The 15381-nt window shown below is 65.8% G+C and carries 10 protein-coding genes and 2 pseudogenes; 8 read left to right on the plus strand and 4 right to left on the minus strand.

The annotated features are described in order from the left end of the window. The 3 genes and pseudogenes from ACIRG5_RS41225 to ACIRG5_RS41235 form a co-directional block, all read right to left on the minus strand. Positions 1 to 182 (minus strand): annotated as a pseudogene (locus ACIRG5_RS41225) (group II intron reverse transcriptase/maturase); the annotation flags it as partial. 144 nt (positions 183 to 326) lie between these two features. Then, positions 327 to 2105, minus strand: a complete 1779-nt coding sequence (ltrA, locus tag ACIRG5_RS41230; protein ID WP_402915621.1) for a group II intron reverse transcriptase/maturase — start codon at positions 2103 to 2105, stop codon at positions 327 to 329. A gap of 1225 nt (positions 2106 to 3330) precedes the next feature. After that, complete coding sequence (locus ACIRG5_RS41235) at positions 3331 to 3540, minus strand: CsbD family protein (RefSeq protein ID WP_402915624.1); 210 nt, start codon at positions 3538 to 3540, stop codon at positions 3331 to 3333. A gap of 450 nt (positions 3541 to 3990) precedes the next feature. Here ACIRG5_RS41235 and ACIRG5_RS41240 point away from each other — a divergent pair, with 450 nt between their 5' ends. The 7 genes and pseudogenes from ACIRG5_RS41240 to ACIRG5_RS41270 all read left to right on the plus strand — a co-directional run bounded on the left by ACIRG5_RS41240 (position 3991) and on the right by ACIRG5_RS41270 (position 7909). Then, positions 3991 to 4467, plus strand: coding sequence for an Asp23/Gls24 family envelope stress response protein (locus ACIRG5_RS41240; RefSeq protein WP_402915626.1), 477 nt, complete (start codon positions 3991 to 3993; stop codon positions 4465 to 4467). Beyond that, positions 4464 to 4814, plus strand: coding sequence for a hypothetical protein (locus tag ACIRG5_RS41245; RefSeq protein ID WP_402915629.1), 351 nt, complete (start codon positions 4464 to 4466; stop codon positions 4812 to 4814). Before ACIRG5_RS41240 ends, ACIRG5_RS41245 begins: the two co-directional genes overlap by 4 nt. Next, complete coding sequence (locus ACIRG5_RS41250) at positions 4811 to 4987, plus strand: hypothetical protein (protein WP_402915632.1); 177 nt, start codon at positions 4811 to 4813, stop codon at positions 4985 to 4987. Before ACIRG5_RS41245 ends, ACIRG5_RS41250 begins: the two co-directional genes overlap by 4 nt. A gap of 5 nt (positions 4988 to 4992) precedes the next feature. Next, entirely contained in the window at positions 4993 to 5424 is a 432-nt protein-coding gene (locus tag ACIRG5_RS41255) for an Asp23/Gls24 family envelope stress response protein (protein WP_402915635.1), read from the plus strand. Beyond that, a complete protein-coding gene (locus ACIRG5_RS41260) occupies positions 5421 to 5948 on the plus strand; it encodes a DUF6286 domain-containing protein (RefSeq protein ID WP_402915638.1) in 528 nt (175 codons plus the stop codon). The genes ACIRG5_RS41255 and ACIRG5_RS41260 overlap by 4 nt, the downstream gene beginning before the upstream one ends. Then, a complete protein-coding gene (locus ACIRG5_RS41265; protein WP_402915641.1) occupies positions 5945 to 6511 on the plus strand; it encodes an alkaline shock response membrane anchor protein AmaP in 567 nt (188 codons plus the stop codon). Before ACIRG5_RS41260 ends, ACIRG5_RS41265 begins: the two co-directional genes overlap by 4 nt. A 241-nt stretch (positions 6512 to 6752) precedes the next feature. Continuing rightward, a pseudogene (locus tag ACIRG5_RS41270) lies at positions 6753 to 7909 on the plus strand (IS3 family transposase). A gap of 168 nt (positions 7910 to 8077) precedes the next feature. Here the strand turns inward: ACIRG5_RS41270 and ACIRG5_RS41275 are convergent. Then, the gene (locus ACIRG5_RS41275; protein ID WP_402915643.1) at positions 8078 to 11011 is read right to left on the minus strand and encodes an AfsR/SARP family transcriptional regulator; all 2934 of its coding nucleotides are present in this window, start codon (positions 11009 to 11011) and stop codon (positions 8078 to 8080) included. Positions 11012 to 11236: 225 nt separating this feature from the next. Between ACIRG5_RS41275 and ACIRG5_RS41280 the strand changes: the two genes are divergently transcribed. After that, on the plus strand, positions 11237 to 12451 hold the full coding sequence (locus ACIRG5_RS41280) for a hypothetical protein (protein WP_402915646.1): 1215 nt from the start codon (positions 11237 to 11239) through the stop codon (positions 12449 to 12451). The last annotated feature ends 2930 nt before the right edge of the window (positions 12452 to 15381 follow it).

The raw sequence follows: 15381 nt of genomic DNA on the forward strand, positions 1-15381 counted from the left end.
CCCGTGTTGCTCCGCACCCGACTCCACGCCACCAGAAGGAACGCAGGATCGGCAACGAGATTGTACAGATCGCCGAACTGGCGATGAGGATCATCAACCGCCCAACGGTGCAGCTTGGCCTGGATCTCCAGTACCCGGCGTTCCGCGTTGAACAACGCGGCCTCCAGCGCGTCGGTGTTCACCAACGACCTCCTGGCATTCCAGCATCCGCACTGCTGGCTTGCTGGCCCCCTTCGCCATGTGGACGGCTTTGTCGGGTAGCCGGAGCGCATTGCTGCGCCCCGGCCCCCTCAGAACCGTGCGTGCCACTCGTCGCGGCACACGGCTCAAGCAAGCCCTGATGGCGTGCAGGCAGGCAGAAGTGCTTGACCTTCCGAGTCGCCGGTCATGTGCCGGCGTTTGCAGGAGGTGTGCACGAGACGGACGACCGTGTTCGACGTGCCGAGTCCGCTGTCGACGCTGACGTGATGTCTCGTCATCGCCTTGCGGATGACGACCATCCACTGTTCCCACTCGTGCGGGCTCTGCGGCTGGTGGTCTGCGTGCAAGAGGAGTTCACTGCAAAGCGGGCAGCGCCCGTCTTGCAGTTTCAGCAGCCGCAGACCGAATGTGTCGATCGGCGGCGGTGCTCCCTTGCGTCGTCGCTCAGCCCAGTAGTCAGCCAGGCTCGGATCGTCTGGCGACGACGTGCCGGGGACCATCTGGTGTCGGACGATCTTTGTCCAGGCGAACTTGCGTAGGTGGGCGTTGGTGTCACGGTCACCGAGAACCCATCTGTCCTGTCTGGACTTGTTGAACTGGCCGAAGTACCGGTTGACGATCCAGTGCTTCGGCTTGTTCTGGTGGCCGTGCTTGGCCCACTTGTAGCTGAGCTTCCACATGTAGTCGTCCAGCGCCGTGAACGCCGCGCTGGACACCACCGTCCGGTAGTAGGCCGTCCAGCCGCGCACGATCGGATCGAGCGCGCGCAGCACCGAACTGACATTGGCCCCACGCAAGGCTTTCATCTCAGTGCGGAGCCGTTCCCGGATCCGTCTCAAGGCCGCCGTGCTCGGCTTGATCAGCAGCTTGCCGTCATAACGGCGGACGTTGAACCCCAAGAAGTCGAAGCCATCCCGCTCAACGTGCATGATGCGTGTCTTGTCCTCGTTGAACGCCAGACCTCTCGGGGCCAGCCAATCGGCAAGCCGTGCCTTGACCTGTTCGGCCTCGTCGCGTGAATGACACAACGCGACCAGGTCGTCGGCATACCTGATCACCGCCGGGCAGCCCTCCACCGACTCGGCGGCACGCGTGCCGAGCTTGCGGTAGCGGACACCGGCGGCCTGTTCCAATCCATGCAAGGCAACGTTGAGCAACAAGGGACTGACGACTCCACCTTGAGGAGTTCCCTCCTCGGTCGGAGTCATCCGGCCACGCTCGACCACTCCCGCCTTCAGCCACTGCTCGACCAGCCCCCTTGCGGGGAACGAGCCAAGCTGAGCGAGAAGGTGGTTGTGGTCGATGCGGTCGAACGCCGCTGTCAGATCCGCGTCGAGCACCCATATCCGCTGCGGGTTGCGACCCTTGAGCGTGAGGTAGATGGCCGAGATCGCGTCCTGACACCCGCGGCCGGGCCGGAAGCCGTAGGACTTCGGCTCGAACCGCGCTTCCCACTCGGGTTCCAGCGCGTTGACCACCCGCGCTTGAAGGACCCGGTCAGCGATTACCGGGATGCCCAAGGGGCGCTGCTTTCCGTTGGCCTTCGGGATCAGCACTCGCTTGACCGGCCGAGGTTTCCAGGAAGACGAGCGATACTGCGCCCAGTGGGCCAACTCGGCCTTGGACTGCGGCAGCAGCGCTGTCCTTCCGTCCACCCCAGGGGTCTTGCGACCAGCGTTGATCTCCGTCACCCGGCGAACGCTCAGCAGCGTGTTCGCACGAGATCGGAGCATCAGCTTCTGTAAGTTGCGGACCCGCTTGAGGTCCCCTGCCTGCGACGCCGTGAAGATCCTCTGCCTCAACCGCCGTACGTCATCCTCGATGGCACGCCAATCAATCGCTTGCCAGCCAAGGGTTCTGTCCTCTGGTCCGTTCACCGCCGTGGCGGTATCCAACTTGTCCATCGGTTCCAGCGTTATCCTCATCGCTTCTTCACGGGCTCACCTGGCCCACGTCAGCACCCTTTCGGGGCCGGGCATCAGCCCGGTATCCGGCCAGTTATCCGAAGCGACCAGCGGAGAAACTGGTTGTGCCACCTAGGTTTCCTGTTGCCTTTCGGCCACCGGCATTGGCTTCTTGGGCCATCCTGCGCCCGCTGGAGGATCGGGCCTTCCTCACGGTCAGCTTGCCGGAAACGTCGCCGTATTCCGGACCCCAACGGGATTGTCACGTTCCACACGAGTGAGATCCGGCCGGGGCTGGGTGCCCCCTATACCCCGAGGACGACGGTGTTCTCCCGACCGGCTTCGAGTCTTCCGGTCAGCGCCTGCCGCTTTCCAGCGACCAGTCCTTGACCCCGCTGCAACTTCCCATCGGCGGGGCTTCCGATGACGAGGCATCATCAGGGGTTCACTCACGTTCACCCATCCGGCCTTCCCCGTGACCTGTAACTCCCGGATGGAACAGGAGCCCTTGGGCCTGATCACCTGAGCTTCGCACCCCACCGTTACCAGCGACGCACGTCAGGGCGGAGACAGATCAACGAACACCGATCTGGAACTACATCTTCGACAGCAGCCGAACCTCCCAAATGAGTTCACTCAACTCGTGCGACCTCGTGTCGCACCCCGCCCTCGGACTACTACGGGGCCTCCGCCCCACCACGTGTCCTCAGTGGACGATGCACTTATCCTTCTTCCGGCCTGGGTGACCGGTTCCGGGAAAGACACGCGATGGTTCCCACGTTCACTGCTTGACCGATCGACGGAGTAGGCACCCAGCTCCTGCCCCTGCGGCATCGCCGCGGGTACGCCGTAGACCTTCCCCGCGGCCTCCCTCCGGTCATTGGTGAACCGGATCGGGAGTTGCCCCGAACAACTGCCGGAGCACGCGCCGCTGCCCAGCCCATATCCGCCAGGTTGGAGCTGGTGGGCCGCTTGAGGGGCGTTAATCGCTGGTTCCTGCACGTATACCTTTCCGCCTCGCTTGCCGAACCCAGGCCGTCTGGCAGTGCCGACCCGTCCCGGCTTTGTCAGGGCTGTTTGCCGCCCTCGCCCGCATCTCCAGGCTCAGACTGCCCTCAGCTTCACGCCGCCTGCTACGACAGGCAGCGGGTGGAGTCCTTCCACCTCCACTCGGTCAAACAACGCCTCGTGGCGCACCCCGTCATCGGCCCACCCGCCCATCGCATCAGTCCTTGTGGAGGGCTGCTTTGACCTTGTCGGTGGCGGTGCCCAGTGCGTCCTTGACGTCCTCGACGACGTCCTTGACCGCGGCCTTGGCCTGGTCGGCGATGCCTTCCCCGCGCAGTTCGTCGTCGCCGGTCACTTTCCCTGCGGTTTCCTTTGCCTTGCCGCCGAGGTCCTCGGCCTTGTTGCTGATCTTGTCGCTGAGCGACATCGTGGTTCTCCCGTATCTGATCGTCCGATGGGCTGCTGATTCCATGGAACATCGGATTCGGGTCGTGGGCACGGGCTTCACCGCAGGTTCACTCTGGTTCGTGGCCAGAGTTCCTGCCGGCCCCGGTGAGGTGACGCAGGGCAATCGTCAGGCAGGTCTGACTACCACGGTTGAGGCGAGTTCGGGTGGCGATCGCTCGCCGCGTGGTTACTGCGGCGGCTCCTCGCGATGATAATCGCGTAGTCCTCAACCCGCACGGGAGTCCCATACTCGTGACTTCGCATGCAATACGTGAATTCTCTTTGGAGACGCCGCGCCGTTTCGTCGGGTTCACTCGATCGGCTGGGGTGGGCGTCGGAGTCGAGCGGGATCGTGATTCTAGTGGTGGCCTGAATAAGAGGTGCGCGTCGCGCATCGAGATTGCCCGAATCGTTTCTTGGAGGGACGGCAATGTCCGAGTCAACTGTGACCGCCTCGAAGTCCAGCGGGTACAGCGCACCGGCCCAGCGGTCGGGAAGCGGCAAGGCGGATCTGGTCAGCAGCCACGGCACGACATCGATCGCCGACGGGGTGGTGCAGAAGATCGCCGGTCTCTCGGCGCGGGAGGTGCCAGGTGTGCACGGGCTCGGCGGCGGGGCAGCGCGGGCGTTCTCGGCGATCCGGGAGCGGATCCCCGGTGCGACCGCGTCGGCCGGCCAGGGCGTCTCGGTCGAGGTCGGCGAGAAGCAGGCGGCGGTGGATCTGCAGATCGTCGTCGAGTACGGGGTGGCGATCACCGACGTAGCGCAGGCCATCCGACGCAACGTCATCGGCGCGGTGGAACGGATGACCGGCCTGGAGGTCGTGGAGGTCAACATCGACGTGCACGACCTGTACATCCCGTCCGACGACGAGGACGAGCCCACCGACAACGGCCGGGTCAAGTGAGCCCGGATCCCGACGCCGCACGGATCGCCGCCGCCGTGCGGGCCCTGCCCGAAGTGGTGGGCCTGCACGGCGGGAGGTTCGGTGAGGTGGCGACGTTCACGCCGCCGCACCGGACCATCGGGGTCCGGGTACAGGAGGACGAGGTGACTGTCCGGGTGGTGGTCGGCTACCCGTTCGCCGCCGGCGAGGTCGCGGAAGCGGTCCGCGGCGCTGTCGGCGCGGTGGGTGTGCCGGTGCACGTGGTGATCGGCGACCTGGTCGAACCGGAGCCGCAGCAGGACGAGCACACGGGTGGTGTGGTGCGGGAGCCGCCCGTGCCAGGTGCTTTCGCGGAGGTGACGTCATGAGCAGGACGCAGATGGGCTTGCTGATAGGTGTGTTGCTGGGGCTGGCGGCCGCAGTGGGCGGGTTCGGGGCGTTCGCCGCGACCGTCGTCTTCGGAGCGATAGGTCTGCTGGTGGGTCGTTACCTGGACGGCAAGCTCGATCTGTCCCAGCTCGTCGGCCGTGATCGGGGCTGACGCTCGTGACCGCGACGCTCCCCGCTCCGCTCACGGCGATGCCGCAGCGCAACAGTAGGCCCCGAGTAGCCGCCGATGCCGCCGAGCGCGGTGCGCTGCAGATCTCGGAGGAGGTCGTGGCGCGTATCGCCGGCCACGCCGTCCGTGAGGTCGGCGGTGTTGGTGGTGCCGCCGACCAGGTGCTGGGAGTCAGCCTGGGCGGGAAGACTCCCGCCCAGGACGCGAAGGTCTCCGCGCACGTTGCGGGTGACACCGTCACGTTGACCCTGCGGCTGTCGGTGACCTATCCCGCCTCGGTTACCCGTACCGCGCAACGTGCGCGTGAGCACCTGGTTCGCCGGGTGGGTGCGCTGACTGGGCTGTCGGTGACCCGCGTCGACATCACCGTGACCGCACTGCACAACGACACCGGCACCCGACACAGGAGGGTCGAGTGAAACGACGTCCCAGCCGAGCCGTCCCGGCCACGGTCACCGCGCTCATCCTGCTCGCGACAGCGCTGGTCGTCGCGGTCGTGGCGATCCAGATGCTCCTTCAGGAACCGGCGTGGGTGAACTACAGCACTCTTGCCGGTTACGTCCACGGACTTCGATGGACCGACACCGCTGTGGCCGCCGCTGGTGGCGTCGTCGCCGTGCTGGGCCTGCTGCTGGTGTCCGCGGCCGTGGTGCCGGGCGCGCCGACGGTGCTGCCGATGCAGGGCACGCCGAACTCCGGTGCGTCCAGCCGCGGCCTGCGCTCCACGCTCCGCGCCGCAGCCTCCACTGTGGACGGTGTCAGCGGCGCAACCGTCGCCCTGAAAGGACGACGGGTGAAGGTCCGCGTGAACACCCGCCGTACGCGCCCCGAGGGACTGGTCGACGCGGTCCGCGCCGTGGTCACAGGCCGCCTCGACCAGATCGCCCCCTCCGCCCAGCCGGCCGTATCGGTGCGCGTTCACTCACCGAGGAGCGCGTCATGACCAACTCCCGCCGCCCAGCGTGCCTCAACCGCACGATGCTGGCCGCTATTGGTGTCGTGCTGCTCGCGGCAGGCGTGTTCGCGCTCGCCACCCACTTCCGCGTTCTGCACCTCGTCGACCCCGGCGCACCCGTCGTACCCGGCATCGATCCGCCGCCGACCTGGGCGCTGTACGCCACTGCCGGCACGGCAGTCCTGGTCGGCCTGCTGGCGCTGCGCTGGCTGCTCGCACAAGTCGTTCGCGGCCCTCGCGCACCGACCTGGCGTGAAGACACCGACCTCGGCCACACAGAACTCTCCGCAAGCACGGCCGTCGCGCCGCTTGCCGAAGAGCTGCGCGGCTATCCCGGAGTACACGACGCCCGCGCCACGCTCACCGGACCGCGCAACGCCCCGGAACTCGCACTGATCATCGTGATCGAGCAGGACGCAGATCCCGCCGACGTCCGCCACCAGTTGCAGGACGAGGGCTTGCCCCGACTACGTCAGGCACTCGAACTGGACACCGTTCCCACCGATATCGAGTTCCGCTTCGCCATCGCCACGACACGCAGCCTCCGCTGACCACGCCAGCCTCCTCGGCTGATCAGTCAATGAGGTTCCCCGGGGTAGCTCGGAGACTTTCCAGCATGGTCCTACAGGACCTGAAGGCCATCGTCCGTGGCGACTTCTTGTCGGTGAAGCCGCTAGGCCATGGTGCGGGCGGCAGGGTCTGCTGCACCGATAGGTGACAGCATGACCTGCCCTACTGGATGGGTTCCAGAGTTGGTGGCTAATTGGCGGCTTCTTCGAGAGGCTGTGCACTGTGCCCCGTCCGTACCCCGCCGAGTTTCGGGCGCGTGCCGTCGCGCTGGTCCGGGCTGGCAAAGAGCAGAAGCAGACCGCGGTGGACCTCGGTGTCCATCCGGTGACGTTGTCGAAGTGGGTCAAGCAGGACCGGATCGATCGGGGCGAGATTCCCGGCATCCCGAGCAGCGAGTCCGCCGAGCTGCGTGCCGCTCGACAACGGATTCGGGAGCTCGAGACCGAGTTGTTGATCGTGCGTCAGGCAGCGACGTTCCTGGGGACGGAGCGTCCCCGCCCAAAAGGTTCTACCCGGTGATCGACAGGCTCACCGACGCCGGGATTCCGGTCGACCGTTCCTGTCGCGTCCTCGGGGTCGCGCGCCAGAACTACTACAAGGCCAAACGAACACCGACCACGCCAACGGAGCTGCGACGCCGCTGGCTGACCGGCGTAATCCGGGAGGTGCACGTTGCCTCTCGTGGTACCTACGGCCATCGACGGGTGCACGCCGAACTCACTCTGGGCATGGGCATCACCGTCTGCGAACGCACTGTCTGGCAGCTGATGAGCCAGGCCGGCATCCACGGACTTCCCGGTCCAGCACGGGTCAAACAGCTCCGCGGGGTCGCCACCGCTGGCGACCTGGTGAACCGCAAGTTCCATCGACTGAAACCGAACGAACTGTGGGTCACCGACATCACCCAGCACAGGACAAGGGAAGGATGGCTCTACTGCGCCGCGGTCCTCGATGCGTTCAGCCGTCGAATCGTGGGCTGGTCGATCGACTCCACACAGGACTCAACCCTGGTCGTCAACGCACTCGACATGGCCATCCGCAACCGGCGCCCCGAGCCCGGCGGCATCGTCCACGCCGACCACGGAACCCAGTTCACCTCCTGGGTCTTCGGCGAGAAGATCCGCTCAGCCGGTCTGCTGCCATCCTTCGGAACCGTCGGCGACGGCCTCGACAACGCGATGATGGAATCCTTCTGGTCATCGATGCAGATCGAGCTACTGAACCGTCAACGATGGAAGACCCGCGTGGAGCTGGCCAACGCGATCTTCGACTACATCGAAATCTTCCACAACCGCCGCCGCCGACACTCCGCACTCGGCTACCTCACCCCAATCGAGTACGAACTACGCTCTGACCACAACACCACCGCTGCCAGTTAGCCACAACGACTGGAACCCTTCCGGTGGGGCAGGTCAGCATGTCACCTATCGGTGCAGCAGACCCAATTGCGGAAGGCCGACCTCAACAGCCTCGGAAACTCGACTGTCGAGGTCGGCCTGTGTTCAGGACCGTTCGCTGGGCCGGAGAGCCTGGCTATCCGGTGCTGGCTACGCCCTTGTCTTCAGTAGTAGCGCTACGGCTGACTCGTGTGGCGAGCTGATGTTGCGGTAGTGCTGGAGGGCCTCGGTCCATGCCTGCCTGGCGAGGTCGTGGTCTCCGGATGCGTGAAGGACGTGGCCTAGCCGGTGTAGTGCGTCGGCTATCAGTGCGGTGTCGTGTGTCGTGCGGGCGAGTTCGAGAGCATCGTTGGCGTAGTGGCTCGCTTCGGTGAAGCGGGTGATGTCGGTGTACGCCTGCGCGAGGGTGAGCTGGGTTTTGATGATGTAGGGAACGTTGTTGGATGGTTGGTGGATCATCAGGGCAGCGTTGGCTGCGTCGATGGCGTGGCGAGGCCGGCCGGTGGCGCAGCGCAGGCTTGCCAATGCTGTGAGGGTGACTGCCTTGCCGTCCTCGCAGTCGATGGGTTTCCACGTCGCCAGCGCGAGGTGGTGATGGTGTTCGGCCTGGTCGTATTGCCGCAGGGCGCTGTAGGTCAGTGCCATCGAGTGGTGGGTGAATCCGAGGCCGTAGGCGTTGTGTGTCCGCTGCTGGACCTCGATCGCTTGGCCGAAGAGAGCCAGGGCTTGATCATGTTCGCCGACGTTGCGGTGATAGACGGCGAGGTTGTGCAGGCAGGTGGCTTCGGTGTGAAGGTCGGCGATGGTTCGCGCGACTGCGAGGGCGTCGGCGAACAACGCGCCTGCCTGTGCCATGTCACCTGTGTGCAGGTGCACGAGGGCGAGGTCGTTGAGGCTCGCCGCCTCCCCGCGGTGTTCTTGGGCGGTACGGGCTGAGGTGAGTGCGAGCGTGGCGATGGCCTTGCTGTCGCTGTAGAGGGCGTGGCGGCCGAGTTGGTCACGGATCGCGGCGGCCAGTCGCCAGGTGTGCTCGTGGCGACCGGCGCTGTGTGCGTGGTGGACCGCTTCGACGAGATTGGGGCTCTCGGAGGCGAACCACGCGACCGCGGCGCTGGTGGAGCTGAAGTTGAGCGGTTGCACGGCCGTGGCGGGAGGGGAGAGGGGTAGTGGATCTTTGTGCGGTGCGAGCGTCATGTCGGCGTTGTTGGCGGTATGCAGGTACCAGTCCAGGAGCCGGGTGAGCGCGTCGTCGTACTCGTTGTGCTGGCGAAGCAGAACGGTGGCGTACGCGCGGAGCAAGTCGTGCGTGCGGTAGCGGTGTAGTTCGGTGGGCTCGACGAGGTGGATCGCCGCGAGGTGTTCCAGTGTTCTGTGAGCGTCCTGGTAGTCGAACGCCGAGGCGGCCGCGGCGGCGGCGGTGTCGAAGTCCTGTCCACTGTGGACTGCGATGTGCCGGAAGGCGAGCTGCGCGTCGGCGGGAAGCTGCGTGTAGGACCAGGAGAACAAGGCGTTGAGGCTGGGGGAGTCGCCGTCTCCGCCGCTCCAGTCGGCCAACCGGTCACGCAGCGATGCGACGAGTTCGTGTAGCGGTGTCGAGTGGTATGCGTTGAGTCTGCTGGCTGCGATGCGTACGGCGAGCGGGAAGCCGCCGAGCAGGGTGAGCGCGTCGCCGAGTTGGTCGGTGCTGTAGCTGCGTTGGGGTGTCAGCCGGGCCAGCAGGGAGTGCGCGTCGTCGGGTGACAGGGGCTGCACGTCGATGTCGCGGGCGCCGGTGTGCTGGACGAGTCGGTTCAGCCGGCTGCGGCAGGTGATGATCACCATGCAGGTGGGGCTGGACGGAAGCAGCGGGAGGACTTGCTCTGAGCTGGCGGCGTTGTCGAGCACGATGAGCAGACGCCTGTCGGCGGTCATGGTGCGCAGTTGTGCGGTGCGTTCCGTTGCGCTGCCCGGGATATGCGTGGCGGGGCAGCCTAATGCGATGAGCAGGGTGCCCAGTGTTTCGGCTGGGTCCGCGGGGCGGGTGGGTCCGTGGCCGTGCAGGTCGAGGAAGATCTGGCCGTCGGGGAACCGGCTGGCTGCGCGGTGTGCCCAGTGGGTGGCGAGCGCGGTCTTCCCGACCCCGGGCGGTCCGTGCAGCACCGCGATCGCTATGCAGTCGTCGAGGCTTGTGTCGGCGGGAGCGAGTGCGTCGAGTGCGCACATCTGCTCCACGCGTCCGACGAAGTCACGCAGATCGGGCGGAAGTTGACGTGGCGGCCGCGTGCACGTCGGCTGTCCCGCAGCGACGGGGGTGCTGACGGTGCCGCGCGCGTGCATGGGCTCGGCGGGGCGGGGTTTCGGTGTTTTCGTGAGATTGATGATGTGCTCGTAGTGTTCGGCGAGACCGGTACCGGGTGGAACGCCGAACTCCTCGATTGTGCGCCGGTACACGGTGCGGTAGTAGTCGGTGATGTCGCGGTAGGTGCCGAAGGCGGAGAGGACGTCGAGCTTGAGGCGTACGAGCCGTTCGTTGAGCTCGTTCTCCTCCAGGAGTTCCTCTGTGTGTTTGAGGGCGAGTTCGTAGCGGTGCAGGCGCAACTCGTTGGCGATGCGGTCGCAGCGCACGGTGAGGTGGTCGGCGTTCATGGCCTGGCGGCGCCGATCTGCCCACAACGTGCTCAGGCCTGTGAACGGCGTGTGCTGCCACTGACGCAATGCGTCGTCGAACAGTTCGGCGGCCATCTCGAACCGTTCGCGGTCGGCTTCCGTGCGTGCTTGTGAGTGCAGGTCCAGGAAGCGGTGGTAGTCCACCAGGACCGGGTCGATGTCCAGCACGTACGACTCGGTCCGGAAAGCGATCTTGGCGGGCACGTCGTCGTTTCTGAACTTCGTGCGGATCCTGCTGATGTAGCTCTGCAGACTCTTGTGGGCCTTGTCCGGTGCGGCCGGCTCGTCCCACACGGCGTCGATCAGCGTCGACACGCTGACGGGCTTGTTCGCCATGAATGCGAGCACCCCGAGCACGTAGCGCTCCTTGCCGGAGGTGAACACCACGGGCTCACCGTCGAGCACGAGGCCGACCTCACCCAGCAGTGTGATCCGCACGCGAGACCCCCTCACAGATGTCTGGCCGCCGACCGTGCTCACCGCATGAACGCTCGATCCACCGTAGCCGCAACCAGCGGTGATCACGCTTGGAAATGTCGAAATTACTCCTAGTGGGCGGTTTGGACGGTGTCCAACGAGCCGTCCAGCGCGCTGCAACCACTCAGTCCAATCAGGCCGGGAATCTTCGATCCAGAAGGGACACACCAGGGGAGCGGGGGCGCAATGGGAGAAGCGGGCTGGGTCAAGGTACCCATAGGTGTCGGTGCGGAACGCTGGGTCACGCTGGCCGGGTTGCGCACCGTGCTCGTCGTGGTGCACACGTTGCCGAGCGGTCAGCGGCTGCTCGACGTGGTCGAGCACATCGAGACAGACCAACGCATTCAGGTGGTCTTCACGCCGGCGCCGGACGTGTTCGACTCCGGCGTCATCGACTGGCTGAGGTCACTGGGAGCCCTTGTTGTTCCCTGGCAGCAGGCGATCCAGCAGCGTTTCGACCTCGCCCTCACCGCCTCCTACGGCGGGCTCGGCGAGATCCACGCGCCGCGGATCGTGCTGCCGCACGGCGCCGGCTACGGCAAACTCGCCCCGCAGGCGACCGGCAAGGGCCCGCGTACGCGGCGCCAGGTGTACGGATTGGACGCTCAACGCCTCACACGAGATGGCCGTGTGCTCGCTGATGTCCTTGTTCTGTCTACTAATGGGCAGAGGTCGGTGTTGCGTGCCCAGTGCCCGGAGGCGTTGAGTTCGGTACTCGTCGCCGGGGATCCGTGTTACGACAAGCTTCGTGCCAGCACTCATCTGCGCAAGCTGTACCGCGAAGCCCTGTGCGTGCAGGAAGATCAGCAACTCGTGCTCATCGCTTCGACATGGGGAGCGCAGTCGTTGTTCGCGCGCAGCGCGGAGCTCATGCCGCGGCTGTTGCAGCAACTGGACAATCGCAAATTCCGCATCGCCGCTCTGCTGCATCCCGGCGTGTGGTTCGGGCACGGCAGACGTCAGGTGCTGGCGTGGTTGTCGGAGTACCGGCGGGCCGGACTGACGGTGCTGACGCCCGAGGTCGATTGGCGTGCCGCGGTGATCGGCGCCGACGTCGTGATCGGCGACCACGGCTCGATCCCGGTCTACGCGGCGTGCGCCCGCGTGCCTGTTCTGACCGTCGACGGGGCGGATACGGAGGTCGCGCCGTGGTCGGCCAACGCGCTGCTCGCCCACCACGCGCCACGCCTGACCTGGGCTGCCCCCATCGAACCGCAACTGCTCGCGGCCGCCGAGCACTTCTGCGAGGACGACTACACCGCCATCACAGCGGCGGTGACCTCGAAACCGGATCAGGCGGTGCCCCTGCTCCGCAACGCGATCTACCACCAGCTCGGCCTTCCCGAGCCTGGCCGGCATCGACAGCTCGAACCGGTCGCCGTGCCGACGCGGCTGGACTGAGGACGTCCGCTCGCCCCACCTCGATCCCTCGCCGCTGGCTCTGTCATGGCCGGCGCCGTGCTGCTCCGCGCGCCCACAACTGCTTGTCGCACCCGCGGCCTCACCGCGGGTGCGCTGTCGCTTGCCCGACATGACGCACATCACCGACACCACACCAGGAGGTGATGCCATGCCACGCATCGCCGTCGCCGGCATCATGAACGTCCGCCTGTCTGTTCCCGTGGACGCGTTCCCCATTCCCCTCGCGTCGAGCCGCCGCCTTCCAGGCCAGATCGCGCGGTGAATAGGGGACGTTACGCCAGCTCAGCGCTGCCCGCGTGCCATCGCTGCGAGCTGCTGGTCCTTCAGACTTATGGCCGTTGCCCGGTCGCCTCGGGCCTCGGCGTCGCGGATTTGCGCCGCGGTGCCGGACGGCCCGTTGCGCTGGCCCTGCGAGGGGCGGGCGTGGGGCGGCGGGGGCCGTCGACGCGGACGAGGTGCGGGCGGTCTACTGCGCGGCCTCGGTCTCGTCCGGGCGCTTGGCCTCGTCGCGGTTCTCCCGCGCCGTGGTCTCGGCCTAAGACAGCTTGGTCTGTGCCTGCTCGCAGAGCGCCCGATAGTCCGGTGCGTCGGTCGCGGCCGGCTCGGTCACGGGCGGGTGGTGCGTCGACGGGGCCAGCGGGCGGTGTGGTGGCGGGCTGGGACACGGACAGGAACCCCCTTTGTGGTCAAGGTAAATGCGTGGGAGCATTGCCGGATGGGAAAGCCTGCGCCGCGCACGCTCGTTATTGCTGCGTTGTTGGCGTGTTCGGGAGGGGCGCAGGTCGTTGCTGGCGCGAGTGCTGGCGTTTCACCGTGGGTGAGTGCTTGGTTGCTGGTCACGATGGGTGCGGCAGCAGCCGCCAGTGTTCTGAGTGGCCCGACTGTCGTTCGAAAAAATAGCGATTCTATCACCGGTAATAGAATCGCCTCCCAAAACAGTCCGAGCTTATCTATGGTTAGATCCGTCTCCCGCTGCCCTGAGTAGGGACTTCGTGGGCCGATCATGCGGCGATGTTGCCGAAACGACGGAGCTGGTTGATCAGCTCGTCACGGTTGCGGGCGGTGTTGACCAGCTGCGCGGCGGTCGGTCGGGGCACGCGTGGCCGCGATGTTCGCAGGCGTGGCCGCCAACGGCCTGCCCCTGGCTTCCGTGGTGGACTTCGCGTTGCGCCGCTACCGGCCGGCTCTGCTCGCTGGCGTGCCGCCCTCGGAGGCCCGCGCTCGGCTTGGTCGAGCTGCTGACCTACGTCGCCACGGAGACGGCCGATGCCGACCGCCTCGCCCGCCACTCGATGGCGATCCTCGAACTCGAGCTCGCCAGATGAAGTCGTTCCACCAGCGGAAATGCAAGACGGACGCGATGCGCTGCTCGCGTTGCGTCAACGGCTCGAGTCGACTGTGTCAAACATTTTCATCAGGTAGGGAACATACGTAAGTCGGTAGTTCGCCCATGATCGTGTGGATAACGTCCGCGCATGGATTCACGGCATGGCCGCCCACCCGCGTCGAAGCGAACTGCGGTCTTCAGGGTTGTCACTCGATCGGGTGGGGGCCGACGCATTCGACAGGAAAAACCACTCGATCGGGTGCGGGCAATGGTTGTGGGCAACCCTTAAGCGTGCTAGCGCCGGGTTCACGGCAGCTCGTGGTGCGTTTTAATCAGGGGGTGGCCTCAAAACTGTCGGGCACACCAAGTACAACTTGAGCGTGCAGTGCCGCAGGTCCGCCCGCATGTCTGTTCCCGTCGGACCGTTCTCGTCGGTCGAGCCCTGCCTTCGATGGGGCGAAGGTAGTTACCACGACGCTGAACGGAGATGTGTTGGACGTCGGCAAGCACTCGCAGGGAGAACCGTCCAAGAAGGACGGAGGGCGACGAGACGGCCGTCTCACGCCTGTTCGACCGCGACGGGGGAGAGGGCAACGGGTCAACCGTCTTAAGCCTATTCGTCCTGGAGCGGTCGATCTTCCTGCCGGGGATGGCAGGGGAGGGCCTAACTGGCGTTGGTGCGTCAGTCAGGCCCTCCGCATCCTCGCAATCCTGATCGCGGCCGGTGAGCTTTTGACGAGGCTCGGCCTGATCAGTTAGGTAGGCGGACGCGGGCGGTGGTCGTGATGACTACCGCCCGTTTCCGTCTCCGTGCCAGCGTTCCTTGGTCTGAACCAACTGAAGTCGGCGTGTGCACGCTAACCGCTGGCCTGGCCAGTTTGCCTCATACTTTGAGTAGGTGTGTACCGGGGGGAGTAATCCGGACGAGTGATGCCCCGCTGATAGAGGTCTTTGCAGTACGTTTTGCAGGCCCGAAACCGGGCGAGGTCAACTCTGATGGGCTACGAACTCCGGAACGGTCACGGGACGGGCTGTGCGCACGACCTGTTCATCCGCAGGCGAGGCCGGCGTCTCCTCGACGTTCGTCGGCTCGATGTCGGTGAGGAAGCCCAGCTCGAACTTGTTCAGGGGGTGATGTCGGCCACCAGCACAACCCTGTCGCGCGGCAGCACGGAGATCTCGGGCGCGACGAAGCACCCGGACTTGGCGTGCCCACTACCGGGTCGCATGCGGAGAACACCGCTGGGCGCGGCGAACACCGGACGATCAGGCTCATGCCCCGGCTGCGCGTCCAGACGCCGAACCGGCCGCTGAGACCAGCGCAATCCGGTGCACCGGTGTTCGTCGCTTCAGGCCAGGATGGCAGCGCGGACGCCACCCAGTTCGATCCGACTCCTGACGTAGTCAGGAGTGCAACGCTCATAAAAAGCGTCATGTGACCACCTCCTCGACGCTCACTGTCTGCCCATTTGAGACTGATGTAGGAGGCGACGTGAGTGAAAAGCAGGATGATCGCTATCGCGATCAGGTACGCATGGATAGAACCCAGCCCGAGGAAACCCTCGCCTCAAGCGACGAACCC

This window comes from Lentzea sp. NPDC102401, from assembly GCF_044765805.1.
In the GTDB taxonomy this organism is placed as follows: Bacteria; Actinomycetota; Actinomycetes; order Mycobacteriales; family Pseudonocardiaceae; genus Lentzea; species Lentzea sokolovensis.